16 protein-coding genes and 1 pseudogene are annotated in these 15,480 nt (G+C 72.0%); 8 read left to right on the top strand and 9 right to left on the bottom strand.

Going from position 1 to position 15,480, the window contains the following annotated elements; translation table 11 throughout:
• Window positions 1-7: 7 nt before the first annotated feature.
• Window positions 8-409 carry a DUF3662 domain-containing protein gene (locus ACQEV8_RS41050; RefSeq protein WP_432971602.1) on the bottom strand — a complete coding sequence of 134 codons (402 nt, stop codon included), beginning with the start codon at window positions 407-409 and terminating at the stop codon, window positions 8-10.
• A gap of 59 nt (window positions 410-468) precedes the next feature.
• Window positions 469-630: a hypothetical protein gene (locus tag ACQEV8_RS41045; RefSeq protein ID WP_432971599.1), complete on the bottom strand. Its 162-nt coding sequence runs from the start codon at window positions 628-630 to the stop codon at window positions 469-471.
• A 157-nt stretch (window positions 631-787) separates the two neighbouring features.
• On the opposite strand from ACQEV8_RS41045, the gene ACQEV8_RS41040 reads away from it, so the two are divergent.
• The 4 genes from ACQEV8_RS41040 to ACQEV8_RS41025 all read left to right on the top strand — a co-directional run bounded on the left by ACQEV8_RS41040 (window position 788) and on the right by ACQEV8_RS41025 (window position 5,475).
• Window positions 788-1,705 carry a MurR/RpiR family transcriptional regulator gene (locus ACQEV8_RS41040; RefSeq protein ID WP_382484612.1) on the top strand — a complete coding sequence of 306 codons (918 nt, stop codon included), beginning with the start codon at window positions 788-790 and terminating at the stop codon, window positions 1,703-1,705.
• A gap of 272 nt (window positions 1,706-1,977) precedes the next feature.
• Window positions 1,978-2,358, top strand: a complete 381-nt coding sequence (locus ACQEV8_RS41035; protein WP_391106566.1) for a hypothetical protein — start codon at window positions 1,978-1,980, stop codon at window positions 2,356-2,358.
• A 42-nt stretch (window positions 2,359-2,400) separates the two neighbouring features.
• A complete protein-coding gene (locus ACQEV8_RS41030; protein ID WP_432971595.1) occupies window positions 2,401-2,967 on the top strand; it encodes an antibiotic biosynthesis monooxygenase in 567 nt (188 codons plus the stop codon).
• A 105-nt stretch (window positions 2,968-3,072) separates the two neighbouring features.
• Window positions 3,073-5,475, top strand: a complete 2,403-nt coding sequence (locus ACQEV8_RS41025; RefSeq protein WP_432971592.1) for a SpoIIE family protein phosphatase — start codon at window positions 3,073-3,075, stop codon at window positions 5,473-5,475.
• 123 nt (window positions 5,476-5,598) lie between these two features.
• Here the strand turns inward: ACQEV8_RS41025 and ACQEV8_RS41020 are convergent, their stop codons facing one another.
• Window positions 5,599-6,078 carry a flavin reductase family protein gene (locus tag ACQEV8_RS41020; protein ID WP_432971589.1) on the bottom strand — a complete coding sequence of 160 codons (480 nt, stop codon included), beginning with the start codon at window positions 6,076-6,078 and terminating at the stop codon, window positions 5,599-5,601.
• Window positions 6,079-6,218: 140 nt separating this feature from the next.
• Window positions 6,219-6,911 (bottom strand): peptidoglycan-binding domain-containing protein, encoded by a 693-nt coding sequence (locus ACQEV8_RS41015; RefSeq protein WP_432971586.1) that lies wholly within the window; start codon window positions 6,909-6,911, stop codon window positions 6,219-6,221.
• A gap of 201 nt (window positions 6,912-7,112) precedes the next feature.
• Here ACQEV8_RS41015 and ACQEV8_RS41010 point away from each other — a divergent pair, with 201 nt between their 5' ends.
• Both ACQEV8_RS41010 and ACQEV8_RS41005 read left to right on the top strand, forming a co-directional pair.
• A complete protein-coding gene (locus tag ACQEV8_RS41010; protein WP_432973361.1) occupies window positions 7,113-7,781 on the top strand; it encodes a TetR family transcriptional regulator in 669 nt (222 codons plus the stop codon).
• Window positions 7,782-7,934: 153 nt separating this feature from the next.
• A complete protein-coding gene (locus ACQEV8_RS41005; RefSeq protein ID WP_432971583.1) occupies window positions 7,935-8,348 on the top strand; it encodes a Zn-ribbon domain-containing OB-fold protein in 414 nt (137 codons plus the stop codon).
• 522 nt (window positions 8,349-8,870) lie between these two features.
• Here the strand turns inward: ACQEV8_RS41005 and ACQEV8_RS41000 are convergent.
• Window positions 8,871-9,257: a PPOX class F420-dependent oxidoreductase gene (locus ACQEV8_RS41000; RefSeq protein WP_432971580.1), complete on the bottom strand. Its 387-nt coding sequence runs from the start codon at window positions 9,255-9,257 to the stop codon at window positions 8,871-8,873.
• Between the two features lie 44 nt (window positions 9,258-9,301).
• Window positions 9,302-10,480 (bottom strand): MalY/PatB family protein, encoded by a 1,179-nt coding sequence (locus ACQEV8_RS40995; RefSeq protein WP_432971577.1) that lies wholly within the window; start codon window positions 10,478-10,480, stop codon window positions 9,302-9,304.
• A 24-nt stretch (window positions 10,481-10,504) separates the two neighbouring features.
• Between ACQEV8_RS40995 and ACQEV8_RS40990 the strand changes: the two are divergent.
• Together ACQEV8_RS40990 and ACQEV8_RS40985 are read left to right on the top strand one after the other, a co-directional pair.
• Window positions 10,505-11,525, top strand: a pseudogene (locus tag ACQEV8_RS40990) (hypothetical protein).
• Between the two features lie 117 nt (window positions 11,526-11,642).
• Entirely contained in the window at window positions 11,643-12,980 is a 1,338-nt protein-coding gene (locus ACQEV8_RS40985; RefSeq protein WP_432971574.1) for a S1 family peptidase, read from the top strand.
• A 38-nt stretch (window positions 12,981-13,018) separates the two neighbouring features.
• Here ACQEV8_RS40985 and ACQEV8_RS40980 read toward each other — a convergent pair whose 3' ends face one another.
• The 3 genes from ACQEV8_RS40980 to ACQEV8_RS40970 all read right to left on the bottom strand — a co-directional run bounded on the left by ACQEV8_RS40980 (window position 13,019) and on the right by ACQEV8_RS40970 (window position 15,345).
• A complete protein-coding gene (locus tag ACQEV8_RS40980) occupies window positions 13,019-13,882 on the bottom strand; it encodes an EamA family transporter (RefSeq protein ID WP_432973358.1) in 864 nt (287 codons plus the stop codon).
• A 16-nt stretch (window positions 13,883-13,898) separates the two neighbouring features.
• Window positions 13,899-14,084, bottom strand: coding sequence for a hypothetical protein (locus ACQEV8_RS40975; protein ID WP_432971571.1), 186 nt, complete (start codon window positions 14,082-14,084; stop codon window positions 13,899-13,901).
• A 100-nt stretch (window positions 14,085-14,184) separates the two neighbouring features.
• A complete protein-coding gene (locus tag ACQEV8_RS40970; RefSeq protein WP_432971568.1) occupies window positions 14,185-15,345 on the bottom strand; it encodes an ROK family protein in 1,161 nt (386 codons plus the stop codon).
• Between the last annotated feature and the right edge of the window lie 135 nt (window positions 15,346-15,480).

The raw sequence follows: 15,480 nt of genomic DNA, 5'->3' as shown, positions 1-15,480 counted from the left end.
GCGCTGCTCAATGGGTCGCGTGGAAGAAACCGTCCACGCTCACGTGCTCCATGACTCGACTCGCCACGCGGTAGCGGCCGTTGGGGACTTCGGGGCACCTGGCGACGTGGACCGCGAGGGGGCCCGCGAACTCGTAGCCCCTGCGTTCCGCGTGGCGGGCCAGGGCGTCGGTGAGGGCCTGGCACACATGGGTGCTGTGGCTCGCCAGGCGGTCGTGTATGTCGTCGACGAGTTCCACGTCGTAGGCGTTGGGGACCATGACACGGCCCTCCCGGCACACCACGGCCTTGTCGTCGCACTCGCGTCGCAGGGCGTCGACGACCTCGACCGGGTCCTTGTCGCGGACCCGGGCCCACAGGGCGTCAAATCGGTTCTCCAGGGTTTCTTCCAGCGCACTCAGCGCGCCCATACGGTGTCACCTGCCGGAACGTCGTCGGTTCGGTCGGGGTGGAGGGGACGGGGTGCCCGCTACCGCTCGTCGAAGTCGTCGGGCCGCACCTCGGCCTCCTCCAGGGCCTCGCGGAGCGTACGGCCGGTGGCGCCCGGCGGTCGGGACCGGGGATCGTCCTGGTGCTCCAGGACCTCGGCCGTGGTCTCCGTCTTCGGCCGGTTCTCCTCGGGGACGGTCATGACGGTGGCTCCTTTCGGGATCATCTGCGGCGGCGGGTTCCCGCCCGGCGTCCGGGTATCCCCGCGCCGGGCACCTCATGTGCTGTCCGAGGAAGCCCTGGTCACCTCGGTGCGTGAGCTATGTTGAACGTTCGTGGGAGACGAAGGAGGCGCACCGGTGCCATCGCCGCAGCAGGCACGCGCACAGGCATCCGCGATCACCTCGGGGAAGGCCGCACCCGAAGCGGAGGTCTCCCCGTCCTCCCAGCTGCGAACACTCTTCGACCGGCCTCGGCTGTCCCCGGGCCAGCGGCGCATCGCCCAGTACCTGATCGAGCACATCACCGAGGCGGCGTTCCTGTCGATCACGGATCTCGCCGACCGGGTGGGCGTGAGCCAGCCGTCGGTGACGCGGTTCGCCTCGGCGGTGGGCTTCAGCGGGTACCCGGCGCTGCGGGAGAAGCTCCAGTCGATCGCGCTCGGCACCCTCGCGGGCGGCCCGGCCGAGGAGATCCGGGGCAACGAACTGCAGGCGGCGGTCGACGCCGAGATCGAGAACCTGGAGAACCTGCGGCGGGACCTCGCCGATCCGAACCTGGTGATCGACATCGGCCGCAAACTGTCGTCGTCGACCCCGCTGACCGTCCTCGGCCTGCGCATCTCCGTCTCGCTCGCCGAGTACTTCGCCTACGCCGCCCGGCGGATCCACCCGGACGTCAGGCTCGTGACCCGGGGTGGCAGCGTCGCGTACGACGCGCTGCTGCAGTCGCGTGAGGCGGGCGGCACCTGGGTGCTGGCGTTCTCCATGCCCCGGCACGCGCAGGAGACCCTGACGGCCGTGCGCGTGGCACGCGGTGCCGGGCTCAAGGTCGCCCTGATCACCGACCTGGCGCTCGGGCCGCTCGCGGACGAGGCCGACGTCGCCTTCGCCACCGGCACCGGATCGCGCCTCGTGTTCGACTCCTACGCGGCCCCGGGCGTGATGTGCTCGGCGCTGCTGCAGGCCATGACGGACGCGGACCCGGAGCGGACGCAGGCCCGGCTCGAGGAGTACGAACAGGTCGCCGACCAGCACCATTTCTTCCTCAGGGACTGAGGCACGGCCGGCCGGACCGGTCACCGGAGCAGACAAAGGGATCATCCACAACAAAGCGCGCATGAATGTTTTCATGCTCCTTGCAAACCGGATGGCATATATAAATACTGCTCACGGATCGCGACCCGGCCCTACCGGATCCGTTCCCACCCGAGAAGGCCGGGTCCTACCCACTCCGGCGTCCCGGGTGTCCGTGGCGGCCCCGGCCATCCCCTAGGCCGGGGCCGCCCCGACCCGTCGTCCACCCTCACGACGCCGCACACCCGGAAGCGATGATCATGCCCCTGACGACCACGCGCATCAGCCCGGACTGGCCCTGCCAGGTCAAGACCCCCGGGAGCTACGACTGGGAGCGCTCGGCGGCCAAGTGGCTGCGCGAGCTGGTGCCCACGCGCTACGGCGGCTACCCCGTGTTCATCCGCCACCCCGTCCTCCTCGCCCGGCACGCCCAGATCCAGGTCCAGCAGGAGATCCGGGTCGCCCGCACCGCCCTGCAGACCGCCCGCGCCGACCTGCCCGGTCTCGGCCTGCACGAAGGCGTCATCGAGCACACGATCAAGCTGTACGCCGCCGAGGTCATGCAGTTGCAGCACATCGCGCGCAGCGTCCGGGCGGTCACCCAGGCGCTGGTGGAGGCGAACCGCCAGCCGTGACCCGGGGGCATGACCGGCGCCGTGCGTGGCACACGTGAGGGAATGAGCACCACCGAAGTCCGGCGCGCAGAGCCGGTGACCACGGTCCTGACCTGGCAGGTGCGCCCCGGTCATGAGCAGGAGTTCGAGGAATGGACACGCGGCATCGCCCGCTGCGCCAGTGAGTTCCCGGGCAACGAGGGCGTCTCCTGGCTGACGCCGGAGGACGGCAACCGCTTCCACGCGGTGCTGCGCTGGTCCGACCAGCACCGGCTCGCGGCCTGGCTGGAGTCCGAGGAGCGGGCGCACTGGCACCGGAAGATCGAGGACATCGCCACCGAGGTCAGCAGCGAGCGCCAGTCGACCACCGGCATGGAGACGTGGTTCAGCCTGCCGGGCACGACGGTGCAGGCCCCGCCCCGGTGGAAGATGGTCCTCACGACGTTCCTCGGCGCCTATCCGTTCACCCTGCTCATCCAGTGGCTGGTGACGCCGCAGACGGCCGGCTGGCCGCTGCCGCTGAGGGCCGCCGTGTTTCCCCTGGTGCTGCTGCCGGTGCTGACCTATCTGGTGATGCCGCGGCTCAGCCGGCTGCTGCGGCTGTGGTTGTATCCGCGCGACGGCCACTGACCAGCGCGGGAAGCCGGACCTGACGGGCAGGGCGTGGCGAATCCCGGGGCGATCAGTGCGCACAAGGCAGTCTTCGAACGGGCCCGGGTGTGCCATGCTCGACGCGTGACAAGCGAGCCTGTGACGCCGGCGCAGCCCGGTGCCGCACCGGACCTGGTCGAACTGGCCAAGATCGTCGCCCGGCAGCGCGCCGAGCTGGACCGGCTGCGCGACCAGGCGGCGATGTCAGCTGTCGTGGAGCGGGCCACGGGCGCGGAGATGGCGTTGACCGGGTGTTCCGCGGACGCGGCCGGCGAACAGTTGCTCCAGCGGGCCAAGGCGGCCCGTCACACCCTGCTGGAGGAGTGCTGGATCACGCTCGGGCGTCTGGCGCCGGCCCCGCCCGACCCGGGCGAGGCGACCGAGCGCGCCGGCGCCGGCACCGGCACCTCAGGTCCCGGGCCCGGCTCCCTGGAGGAGACGGTCACGCCGGACGACGTCGCCGCCGCCCTGGCCCGTATCGGCCAGGCCCTCGTCCGGGTGGCGACACCGCAGGACCTCGCGCGGTGTCTGCTGGAGCATCTCGCTCCGGACATGGCCGCGGACGCGATCATGCTCTACGCCCGCAGGCCCGACGGCGGCCTCGAACTGATCGGGCACGCCGGCATCGAGGACGAGCTGGCCACCCAGTGGAGCCAGGTGCCGCCGCTGAGCGGGATCGCGGCGCTGGACGCGCTGCGGGCGGGTGAGCCGCGCTGGCTGGAGGACTTCCCCTCGGACGCCCGGCGGTACCTGCTGATCGGGGAGCCTCCCGAGCGGTGGCGGTCGCGTGCCTGGCTGCCGGTGCTCACGGCCGGCTCGGCCGAGGTCTGCATCGGCGTGCTGCGCGGCCGGGACAAGCCGTTCACGCCCCGCGACCGCGCTCACCTGCGGGGCGTCACCGGGCTGTGCGCCGGCCGGCTGCGTGCCTTCGACGCACCGCCGGAGCGGTCCGCCGACGCCGCCACGGACGCGGTGCAGGAACTGTTCGACGCGTTGCCGCTCGCGGCGATGCTGCTCACCCCGCTGAGCGCCGCCTCGGGTGAGACCGAGGACTTCCGGGTGGAGGCGGCGACCGCCCAGGCGGGCGATCTGCTGGGCCGTCCCGGTGAGGAGCTGGCCGGCCGGCGGCTGCTGGAGTTCCGGCCCGCCCTGGCGGGCGAGCCGCTGTGGTGGGGGTGCGCTCACACCCTGGCCACCGGGGAGCCGTACGAGAGCGAGCCGTTCGCGCACGAGGAGGTCCTGGCGGGCATCGCCGCGCTGTCCACATACACGGCGCGGGTGGCGCCGCTGCGCGACGCGCTGGTCGTCAGCTGGGTCCGGCACGGCTCCTCCGACCGGCAGGAGCAGCGGCTGGCGGATCTGCAGCGGCTGGGCAACCTCGGCTGGGCGAACTGGAACCTGGCCACGCTGGAGGCCTCCTGGTCGACCCAGGTGTTCGCCATCTTCGGCCGGGACCCCGCGGACGGCCCGGTGGGTCTCGCCGGCCTTGCGGAGCTCGCGCTGCCCGAGGACACGCCCGCGCTGACCCGAGCCGTCCGCGCACTCGTCGATGACGGCCGGGCTTTCGACCTGCCGTTCCGCATCAGGACGTCCGGGCTCATCCGGCATCTGCGCCTGGTGGCCGAGACCGTGGCCGACATGCACGGCACGCCCGTCGAAGTGCACGGTGTCGTCCAGGACATGACCGCCCGCAGGCAGGCGGAACTGGCTCTGGTCGAGAGCGAGCAGGCGATCCTCACGCAGAACGACGTGCTGCGGGCCGAGCGGACCCTGGCCTCCCGGCTGCAGCACGCGCTGCTGCCGATGGCGAACCGGCCGGTGCAACTGGCGGGACTGCGCGTCGAGGTCGCCTATCTGCCCGCCCAGTCGGGTGTGCACGTCGGCGGCGACTGGTTCAGCGCCGTGGAACTGCCCGACGACGGGGCGCTGCTGGTGGTCGGCGATGTCGCCGGGCACGGCGTCGGCGCCGTCGCCACCATGGCCCAGCTCCGCTTCACCGCGAAGGGCATGGTCATCACCGGCTCGTCGCTGACCGGCGCGCTCGCCCGGCTGAACACGCTGCTGCTGCACTCCCGCGACTCCCATGCGACGGCCACGATGGTGCTGGCCCGCTACAACCCCCGGCAGCGGCGCCTGGTCTGGGCCCAGGCCGGGCATCCCCCGCCCCTGCTGCTGCGGGACGGCGAGGCGCGGTACCTGCACCGGCCCCGCGGCATGGTGCTCGGGGCGACCTCCACGCCGGTCTACGAAGAGGCGGAGTGCCGCCTCGAACCGGGCGACCGGCTCATCCTCTTCACCGACGGCCTGGTCGAGCACCCTCCGGAGAGCATCGACCGAGGGCTGGAGCGGCTCGCCGAGGCGGTGGCGGCTCCGCACACCGACGGGCCCGGGTCGCTCGGGCCGTTGCTCGCGCGGATGCTGCCGGACGAGCGGCGGGACGACGTGTGTGTTGTGGACGTCCGGGTTCCGAGGGTGCGGGTGCGGTAGGGCAGACCGCGCCCCGGGGCAGGAATCACCACGGTGCCGCCGGTACCACCACAGGCCCACGAGCAGGGCCGGCAGGAACAGGGTGGGCAGCACCGGTACCGGTGAGACAGACGGGACGCGAGATCAGTCGACCGGGTGACCGGGCGCGATGGCGTGGGCGTCGGACAGGCGCAGCAGGGGACCCTCGTACTCCTCCCGTCCGCCCCATTCGACCGGGTCGAGAACGAAGCCGATGTGGTCTCCGCCGCCGGCACGCGTCACGATCCGGCCGACGAACCAGGCCGGCACGTCCTCCAGGACGACGGCCCCGCCGTACGCCTCCCGTAGCGGCAGCCCCTGGAACTTGTCCGTCCGGTCGCCGGTCCGCCCGCCGAACAGCTCGGCGAGGCCGCGCTGTTCACGGTCGAGCAGGTGCACGGCCAGCACGTCGGCGTTCCGGGCCACCCGGAAGGTGTGGTTGAGCTCGGACAGCCACACCACGAACCGCACGGGCCGGATCGAGCACTGCGAGGCGAACCCGACCAGACAGCCCGCCCGTTCACCCCCCGCGACCGCCGTGACCACGCACATGTCGGGATCCAGCAGACCGGCGAACGCGTCCATGCCCACACCACTACTCCTCCACCACGGTGGCTGACGCCCCTCGGTATCACCTCACCATGCCGGGGTGGGCATGCCATCCCGGGGAACACGTGCCGCCGTGGGGGCCGAAGCCACCCGACGGCAGGGAGAGGCGATGCCCGTCAGCTCGCGTTCGGTGCTGTGCGGGACTCCAGGGCCGTGCGGGTGTCGTTGCCGTAGACGCCTGTTTCGTCGCCGCGGATGCCGTACCAGAGCTGGAAGCGGGCGACCGCCGCGGTCAGGGTGGGGTCGTAGCTGCCCCTGGTGGAGCCGTCGCGGTAGACGTCCGGGATGCGCAGGAGGCGTTCCTGGAGTTCCGTCACCTCGGGGCCCGTGGCTCCCTCGCGGAGGGTGCCGGGGCCGTCGGGGTCGGCCGGAGCCGCGGCGGGTGGGGTGGGTGTCGGTGTGGAGGCGGGGGCGGACGCGGTCGGGCGGGGGGCGGGAGCCGCGGTGTCCTCGGTCTTCTCGCCGCGGAGCAGCAGCGCACCGCCGAAGCCGATCACCGCCGCCGCGACGACCGCCACCGCGACGGCGGCGCGGCGCAGTCCCGATCCGGGGCGTACGGCATGGCCGTCACCGCGGGCACGGGCCACCGGCGGGATTTCCTGCGTCATGGCCTCGGAGCCGGGCGGCGGTCCCGGCAGAGCGACGGATTCGTAGCCGCCGGACTCAGGTCCACCGGATGCGGAGGCGTTCTGTTCCCGGTACTCCCGCATCAGTTCGGCCAGCCCGTCGGTGCGGCGGGGCCGCAGGACGCGGATGGGTTCGAGGGCCGGGCCGTCGTGCGGCTGCCGGGACTCGGACGGTGTCGACACGTTGCTCTCCTTCCGTCCGGGCTCGGAGGCGCCCGTCTTCGAGGATCGTTCCGCCGCTAGATACGCGGCTTCCGGGCCAGGAGTTCAGAGAGCACTCAGTTCCTCCCTGTGACTGCACTGAGTGCCATCAGCGGCCTTCCGGGTGCTACGTTCCAGCCCATGAGCTCCGAGAAATCCGACCTCGGGAACGGAAAGCCGCCCATGCGGGACGCCCTGGTGGCGGCGGCCTTCCAGCTGTTCCTCGAGCGGGGTTACGAGCAGACCACCGTCGACGACATCGTGGCGCTCGCCGGCGTCGGACGGCGCTCGTTCTTCCGCTACTTCCCCTCCAAGGAGGACGTGGTCTTCCCGGACCACGAGCGGTGCCTGGCCGATATGACGGCCTTCCTGGCGGAGGGCTCGGACGACGACGAGCCGGTGCGGCGGGTCTGCGACGCGGCCCGGCTCGTGCTGCGGATGTACGCCGAGAACCCGACGTTCTCCGTGCAGCGCTACCGCCTGACCAAGCAGGTCCCCGGGCTGCGCGCCTACGAACTGTCGGTGGTGTGGCGCTACGAGCGCGCCCTCGCCGAGTATCTGCGCCGGCGTTTCGCGGCCCGCCGGGACGGGACCCTGCAGGCCGACGTGATCGCGGCGGCCGTGGTCGCGGCACACAACAACGCGCTGCGCTCCTGGCTGCGTTCGGACGGACAGGACGAGGCCGGCGCCACCGTGGACCACGCGCTGGCGTACGTGCAGTCGGCCTTCAGCAGCACGCCGGCACCCGTGGCGGACCCGCAGGCGGAGGACGTGGTGGTCGTCGTCTCGCGGCGCGGAGCGCCTCTGTGGCGGGTCGTGCAGGAGATCGAGTCGACGCTGGGGCGGAGCTGAAGGTCCGCGCATTCGAGGGTACGGAGTGCCTTTACGAGTGGCACTGAGTGCCATACGCTGTGCTGCGTGCACGGTGGCACGGCGAACCGGGCACGCGTGTGCGCGGGGGACCGCGCACCCGGGATTCCGCCCGAGTGCAGGGAGTTGACCAGCGTGTACCACCACTCAGGAAGCGTCACCCAGCAGGCAGCCGGGTCGTCGACGGGTCTCCTCGACCCGAGGGCCCAGAACACGGATGCCATCCTCTTCCAGCGCTGCACCTGGTGCGGCACCGCCATGTTCCACCGCCTGCTGTGTCCGGTCTGCCGGGGCAGCGACCTGCGGACGGAGCGCAGCGAGGGCACGGGCACGGTGCGCCACTCCACGGTGGTGCACCGCAACACGCCCGCGGCGCGCAATGTGTCCATGGTCGAGATGGCCGAGGGATTCGTCGTGCGCGGCCGGGTGATGGGCCCGCCGATCGGCATCCACAGCGGCGACCGGGTGCGGCTCTCCACGGCCAAGGACCCGGTACGGAGCGAGCCGGTCTTCCAGCTGCTGGACGAGCCGTACCGGGCTTGGAGCTGACCGCCCTTCAGCCTGAGAGGAGTGCGTCGGTGGGCACGGCCCGCCCCGTCTCGAATCTCCGGTTGGCCGCCGGCCCGACCGCCGGCGCCTGTCCTCGTGCAGGGCAGTGCACCGTTCCTGTGGACTGAGTAGAAGTGGGTCCTGCTCAGCCGCACGCCCCGAACGGTCTTGGGCGCACTGGTTACCGGCGTACTCAACCCCGGGGCAGCGACACGCATCCGGTGCGTGGTCCGATCCCGGGAGGCCGGCTCCCTCACGACCTGGCCATATGGGTACAGCCAAAGGTGACGGGGAGGCCCCGAGCCATCTCGCTGGTGGAGCGGGGGCCCCGCACACCGGCGCCGTACCCGGCGTCCCAGATCGCACGGTCACCGTAGCCCGAACGGCCCATCACGCCGCAAAGCACAGAAGCCGACCTTCACACGATCGAGCTAAAGCGACGATATGCACGCTCCAGAGCGAGCAGCTGACAACCCCTCGCCGGAGAAAGGCGCTGCCGAATCCCGGGGGCTCAGGGAGACCTCAGGGAGCCGGCACGATCCGCAGACCCACGGTGCCGTCCGATCCCCGGCGCAGCCGGCTGCCGAGCAGGGTGAGCCGGCCCGTGAGGCCGTACTTGCGGGCGATCAGCTTCCGGTAGCGCGCGGTGGTGGCGGGGTCGCTGATCTCCGCCGTCGCGGGCACCGGCTCGCCGGTGGGGTTTCCGCGCAGGTCACAGGGGCCGACCAGGATGTCGGCGCGGTTGCGGATCCGCTTCACCTTCCAGGAGTCGGCCACCGTCCAGACGCCGAGCGCGTCCCCGTCGCGTACCACCCAGACGGGGGTGGCGACCGGCGTACCGTTCCTGCGGTAGCTGGTGATCAGCAGGTACTTGCCCGCGCCCAGATCGGCCAGCGCTCTGTCGTCCATGGCGGGCAGTGTACGAGCGTGACCCGCGCGGCGCGCCCCGGGGCTCAGCGCAGCGCGGCGGCCATTCTGCGCACCGCTTCCGTGATCACCTCGGGCGAGGCCGCCAGGTTGAGGCGGACGTGCCCGGCGCCGCCGGTGCCGAACGGCAGGCCGGAGTTGAGGGCCACGCGGCCGCGGTGCAGGAAGACGTCCGCCGGGTCGTCGCCGAGGCCGAGCGCGCGGCAGTCAAGCCAGGCGAGGTAGGTGGCGTCGCCCGGGCGGTAGCGGATGGTGGGCAGGTGCTCGGCCAGCAGGTCCGCCAGCAGCTGCCGGTTGGCGTCGAGGCCGGTCAGCAGGGCGTCCAGCCAGGGGCCGCCGTCGCGCAGGGCGGCGGTGTGGGCGATGACGCCGACGTGGCTCGGGCCGTGCCCGACCTCCTCGGGCATCCGCGCCAGGTCGGCGCCGGCCCCGGGACCGGCGATCGCGAGAGCTGCCTTGAGCCCGGCGAGGTTCCATCCCTTCGAGGCCGACATCAGCGACAGGCCGCGCTCGGCGCCCGGCAGGCTCAGGTACGGCACGAAGTCCGTGCCGCCGACCACCAGCGGCGCGTGGATCTCGTCGGCGACCACACGCACGCCGTACCGCTCGGCGAGCACGGCGACGGCGGACAGTTCCTGCGCCGTGTGGACGACGCCGGTCGGGTTGTGCGGGCTGCACAGCAGATAGGCGGCCCGGCCCCCGTCCGCGACCGCCGCCCGGAAGGTTTCCTCCAGGACACCGAGGTCGATGCGCCCGTCCGCCCCGAGCGGGGCCTCCTCCACACGCCGGTCCATGTGCGCGATGAACTGGTAGAACGGCGGATACACCGGCGGGTTCACGACCACCGCGTCTCCGTTCCCGGTGACCAGTTTGAGCATCTCGACGACGCCCAGCATGACGTCGGGCACGATCGCGGTGCGGTCCACGGCGAGCCCGTCCCAGTTCCACCGCTTCTCGGCGAAGGCGGCCAGCGTCTCCGCATAGGCCGTACCGGCGGGGTAGCCGGTGTCGCCCAGGTCGAGCGCGTCGGTGACGGCCCGCACGACGGGCTCGGCCGGCGGCACGTCCATCTCAGCCACCCACAGAGGCAGCACGTCCTCGGGGTAGGTGCGCCACTTCATGCTCGTGCGGCGGCGGAGGCGGTCGAGTGTGAGGGCTCGCAGAGGATTCGGTTCACCGGACGTCTCGTGCGGAATCCTGGTCATGGGCACACGATAGGGGGCTGTGCGGTGAGCGGGAATCTCGCGGACGGGGTCCGGGGCGGGGCGGGCGGCCCGTTCCTGGAGATCACCTGCGGACGAATCGGGGTCGGACGGCGAGAACCTCACCGGCGGGAACACGGACGTGTTTCGCGCACGCCAGTGTCTCGCTGTCCGTGGCGTCGGCCGCGGCGGTCGTACGGGAGATCCGGGCCCGGATCCGGTCGCCCGCGGAGGAGTACAAGGCGAACCACCTGCTGCGGGAGAAGCACCGCGCGGTGCTGGAGTGGCTGCTGGTGCCGGAGGGGCCGGTGCACGGGCAGGCTCGGGTGCATCTCATGGAGAAGTCGTTCTTCGTGGTGGACCGCACGGTCGGCCTGCTGCTGGGCGACCCGGCCGCGGCCGTCGTCCTGTTCCGCGAGGGACGCCGGACCTTCGGGGAGGAGAGCCGGCGGATGTTCCTGGAGGCGGCCGACCAGCTGCTGCGGGTCCGCGACAACAGAGAGCCGGGCGCCCCCGTCGAGGGGTTCTGCGACACGGTCGACGCCCTGCGGAGGCGCACCCGTGTACCGGCGCGGGAAGGGTCCTGGCCCGGCTCGGGACGACCCGGTCCCGCGCGGTGTCCTGTCGGGCGGACTTCCTGGACGGACCGCCCCTGATCCCGGTGCTCAACCCGCTGCTCCCGGCGATCGTGCGGACGGCCGCCCTCTGGAGCGGGGACGGGCGGGTGGTCCGTCTGGTGCACGACCGGCAGAACATGCTGACGCCCGACCGCATCGCGTGGATCGAGGAGGCGGCCCGCCGCGCGGGGGTCGGACCGGCCGGGCTGCGGCTCATCGTCGCGCGCGAGGACGCGCGGGTGCGGGTGCGGGTGGCGGGCATCCTGGCCGGGATCGCCCGCAAGATCGCCTCCGCCGAGCTGAACGGACGCGGGGACCCCGCGCTCACCGCCCTGCTGCGGCCCTGCTTCGATCCGGCCTCGGTGTGGGGCGGCCCCCGGAGCCTGGTCCTGCTCGTGGCCCGGCCGCTCCGGTCACCGGCCCGGCGGTGAAGAGATCACGCGCGCGCTGAACACCGCGCGGCTCCGCTCCGTATGGAGAACAGGGCGCTCAACTCAATGAGGGCCCCGCGGTGTTCGCACCGCGATGTTCGGGTTCGGGAGCCATGCATGAGGCACGCACGACGACGGGTCGTCCGGCGAGTGACACAGCTGGCGGCCGTCGGCGGACTCCTCCTCGGAGGAACGATGGTCACCAGCGCTGTGGCGAGCGAGCCCCCCGGCTCAACCGTCGGCGTGCCCTATTCGGCGAAGCCGGGCACGGGCATGGGCACCGATCTCGTATCCCGGCTCGGGACCTCCCGCACGGCGGGCAGCTGGGTCGACTCGTCCGGGCGGCCGGTCGTCGCGGTGACCGACGAGAAGGCGGCCGCCGATGTCGAGCGCGCCGGAGCCAAGGCGAAGATGGTGCGCCACAGCATGAGCGCCCTCAAGTCCGCCACGTCGACGCTGCGTTCGGCACCGCGGGTGGCCGGGACCTCCTGGGCCCTGGACTACCAGAACAACCAGGTCGTGGTCCGGGGCGACAGCACGGTCTCCTCGTCCGACTGGTCCCGGCTGACCGAGGTCGCGGACGGCATCGGCGGCTTTGTGCGCATGGAGCGCACCGAAGGCACGTTCACGACGCGGATCAACGGCGCGGAGCCGATCCTGTCGACCGCCGGACGCTGTTCGGCGGGCTTCAACGTGACCGACGGGACGACCGACTACATCCTCACGGCGGGGCACTGCGGACCCGACGGTTCCGTCTGGTTCTCCGACGATCGCGGCCGCGACCAGGTCGGCACGTCGCTGAAGGGGAGCTTTCCCGGCGACGACTACTCCCTGGTGAAGTACGACAGCGGCAAGGCGGGCAAGGGCGCGGAGGTCGTGGCGGTCGGCGAGGGCGAGGGTGTGCGGATCACGGGTGTGGCCGATGCCGAGGTCGGGGAGAAGATCTTCCGCAGCGGCAGCACCAGCGGGCTGCGCGAGGGCGAGGTGACCGCGCTGAACGCGACGGTCAACTACCCCGAGGGCACGGTCACCGGGCTGATCGAGACGAACGTGTGCGCCGAACCGGGCGACAGCGGTGGCCCGATGTTCGCCGACGGGATCGCGCTCGGCGTGACCTCGGGCGGCAGCGGGGACTGCAAGGCGGGCGGTACGACGTTCTTCCAGCCGGTGACGAAGGCGCTGACCGAGCTGGGAGTCAAGCTGATCGTGGCCAAGCAGGCCGGGGGTGCCGCGCCCGCGCCGTCGGCCTCGGGTGCCGCTTCGCCCGGCTCGTCGGCACCGGTGACGGGCGAGGACGTGGCGGGCCTGCTGACCCGCCTCACCGACCCGCGCAACGTCGGCCCCGGCCTGCTGGTCATCGCGGGCAGCCTCCTCGCCCTGGTGGCGACCCGCTGGATCCGCACGGAGCAGGACCGCAAGGCGTATCGGCAGTACTACTCGGCCACTTGGGGGTGACCCCGGTCCGCGGGGGTGGGCGTCGGCGGGTGTCGCCCTCAGCCCAGGGTGAGCAGCACGGTCGCGACTCCCGCCCCCAGCAGCCCCATCACCTGACGGTGGCTGATCCGCTCGTGCAGGAGCGCGAGGCCGAGGACGACGGGCAGGGCCGGGTAGAGGGAGGCGAGGACGACGGCGACGGCCAGCAACTGCTGCTGGGCGGCGAGCAGATACAGCACGAGGCCGAGTGCGGCACCGGCGCCGATGAGGAGGGCCTGGACGCGGCGGGCCGATGGCAGCTTCAGCCGGCGGACATGGCGGGCGGCGTCCGGCAGGAGGACGAGGACAGCGGCGACACGGCCCGCGGCGACGGGCCACAGTCCGCTTTCAGGCCCGGCCTGGCCGAGGGCGAGGTACTGCACGGCCACGCCCGCGCTGGCGAGCAGTCCGTCCGCCGTTCCCTTTCCCGCACCGGCCCTGCCTCCGGACACGAACCACAACGAGGGCACCGTCACGGCGATGCCGAACCAGGCCAGGGTGCCCGGACGGTCGCCGAGGACGAGCACTCCGCACAGCACCGACAGCGCGACGCCGGTGACGGCGCTCACGGGCACCACGACCGTCATCGCACCGCGGCTCAGCCCTCGGTTGAGGAACCGCATGGCGAAGGCGCTGCCCACGCCGGACAGCGCTCCCCACAGCAGGTCGGCCGTGTGGACGGCGTCGGCGGGCATGAGGAGCGCGGCGGCGCAGGCGAGCAACAGCCCGCCCAGCTGGCCGAAGAAGGTGACGGCGGTGTGATGGATGTGCCGGGACAGCAGGCCGCCGGCGAAGTCGACGATGCCGTAGACGTCGGCCGAGGAAAGTACGAGAAGGGCACCCGTTGGATCAGGGTGCCCCGGAACGAGGGTCCGATACGTCAGCGGACCTGGCTGACGCTCAGGCCGCCGGCACGGACTGCGGGGCCGCGGCGGCCCACTCCAGGACGAGCCGCTGGTACTCCTCGCGCTGCTCGACGCTCAGTGTCCCGCCCGACCGGCGCCACAGGGCCCGGATCTCCTCGTTGACCTCGTCAGCCGATCGCTCGGAAGAGGATTCAACAGTGGTGGACATGATGTGAAGCATACGATCCCGGACGTGAAGGCGATGTGAGTAATCACGAGCCAATCGGGCATTACGGACAGTGTTACTGATCACGTCCATCTCCCGGTAAACGTGAGGCTGTTCACGCTTCGGCTGATCCCAGGACCAGCACCTTGATAGCCAACACGGCGGCGCCGCGCGCCCAGTCGTGAAAATCGGACACCTTCGTCTCGAGGTCGACCGGTGCGGCGAGGGGATGCCGGTTGTCGCGGATGGCCTCCTCGACCCTCTCGCCCGCCACATCCATCAGCCCGACCCCCTCCCCCGCCAGCAGGATCTTCTGCGGCATCACGAAGTTGGAGATCTGGGCGACGAGGGTGCCCAGCGCGCGTGCGGCCTCGCCGATGACCCGGGCGGACATCGGGTCCCCGCCGGCGGCCAGCGCGAGGATCTCCTCGTAGGTCCGGTCGCGGCCGGTGGCGGCCTGGACCTGATAGCGGATGTTGGGGATGGTCAGCAGCGAGACGGCGCTGCCGCGCCGGCCGTCGGGGGTGAGCGGGCCATTGGGGTCGACGATCCAGTGACGGCCGAAGCCGCGGTCCTCCTCGGCACAGGACACCCGCTCGCCGCCCAGGACGAGCCCGTAGCCGATGCCGGCGCCGATGGTGAGGACGGCGAAGCGGTCCAGGCCGCGTCCGGCGCCGAACCAGGTCTCGGCCTCGACCAGCGCGGCGACGTCGTTCTCGACGACCACGGGCAGCCCGGTGCGCTCCTCGACGAGTTCGGCGAGGGGGACGTCCCGCCACAGCAGGAAGGGGGACTCACCGACCACGGCACGGTCCCGGACGAAACCGCCGACCCCGATGCCGATCCCGGCGAGCCGGGGGTGCTCGGCGGCCAGTTCGGCGGTCATCGCGCCGAGCACGTCGGCGACCTCGGCGGGGTCGTGGGTGGTGAGCGGACGGTCGTGGCGGGCGACGATCTGGCTGCGGAGCGTGGTGACGACGCAGTAGACCGTGTCCTCGGTGATCTTGAAGCCGAGGAAGGAACCGGAGTCGGCGACGACGTCCAGCGGCTGCGAGGGGCGGCCCTGGCGGGTCTCCACCGGCGCTCCGGCCTCGGCCGCCTCGATCAGCAGGTTCGACTCGATCAGCGGCTTGGTCAGCCGGGTGAGGCTGCCGGGCGAAAGCCCCAGCCTTCGGGCGAGCTCGGTCCGGGACAACGGGCCGTGGACGAGCACTTCGATCGCCACGGAGCGCTCCCCCGCGCTCAGCGGCAGCCAGCCGGCGGTGCCTGCGGTCATGTACGTCCGACTCCCCTCAGCCTTTTTTTCACACCGAAACCAACATGACCACTCTAAGGCGATGATGGTTCCTGGGAAAAGATGTTTGCGCACCCCTTGACGCAGCAATTGTTTCGCACCAAAAGTAAGTCCCGC

The sequence above is a fragment of the Streptomyces sp. CA-179760 genome, assembly GCF_050937045.1.
In the GTDB taxonomy this organism is placed as follows: Bacteria; Actinomycetota; Actinomycetes; order Streptomycetales; family Streptomycetaceae; genus Streptomyces.
Note: the sequence above shows the minus strand (reverse complement) of the source record. Positions and strands in the feature narration are given on the sequence as shown.